Below are 473 nucleotides of genomic sequence, written 5' to 3' on the forward strand. Positions count from 1 at the left end.
TGCTAAGGCGACGCGTGATCGTGGAGATGGGTGCGATCACGCGTGCCCGGGTTCAGCGGGGAGACTTGAAGGTAGGCAGCTGAACTCGAACCTGACGCGCGCTTGAAAGGCTCACGCCGCGGTGAGGCCTTGATCGAGGCTTCAGCTCACATGCGGTGGTTCATCCCGCGCATGTTGCCGTGGCCCATGTTGCCACGGCGCATGCCATGCTTGTTGCCGTGGCTCATGCCACCCATGCTCCCATGTCTCATCGAGCGGTCGCGCACCTGGATGATGCCCCCCTGCGCTGCGTCGAGGCCGGGTTGAACCGGAACCGGGGCCGCCTGTGCAGCACCGACCAGGGTGAGCGCCGTCAGACCGGCCGCGAGTGTCAACATCTTCATGGATTGGATCCTGAGGCGAGGGTACCCCACCTGGGTTTGACTCGACGTGAGCAAGGCTCAGAACGCCTGGCATCCGGCTTCGTTCAAAAT

The 473-nt window shown here is 63.4% G+C and carries 1 protein-coding gene; it reads right to left on the reverse strand.

Annotation, left to right across the window (positions count from 1 at the left end):
* Nucleotides 1–146: 146 nt before the first annotated feature.
* Entirely contained in the window at nt 147–383 is a 237-nt protein-coding gene (locus tag ACU8YE_RS24825) for a hypothetical protein (RefSeq protein ID WP_446930194.1), read from the reverse strand.
* Nucleotides 384–473: the final 90 nt, after the last annotated feature.

It is taken from the genome of Ralstonia sp. VS2407, assembly GCF_052950655.1.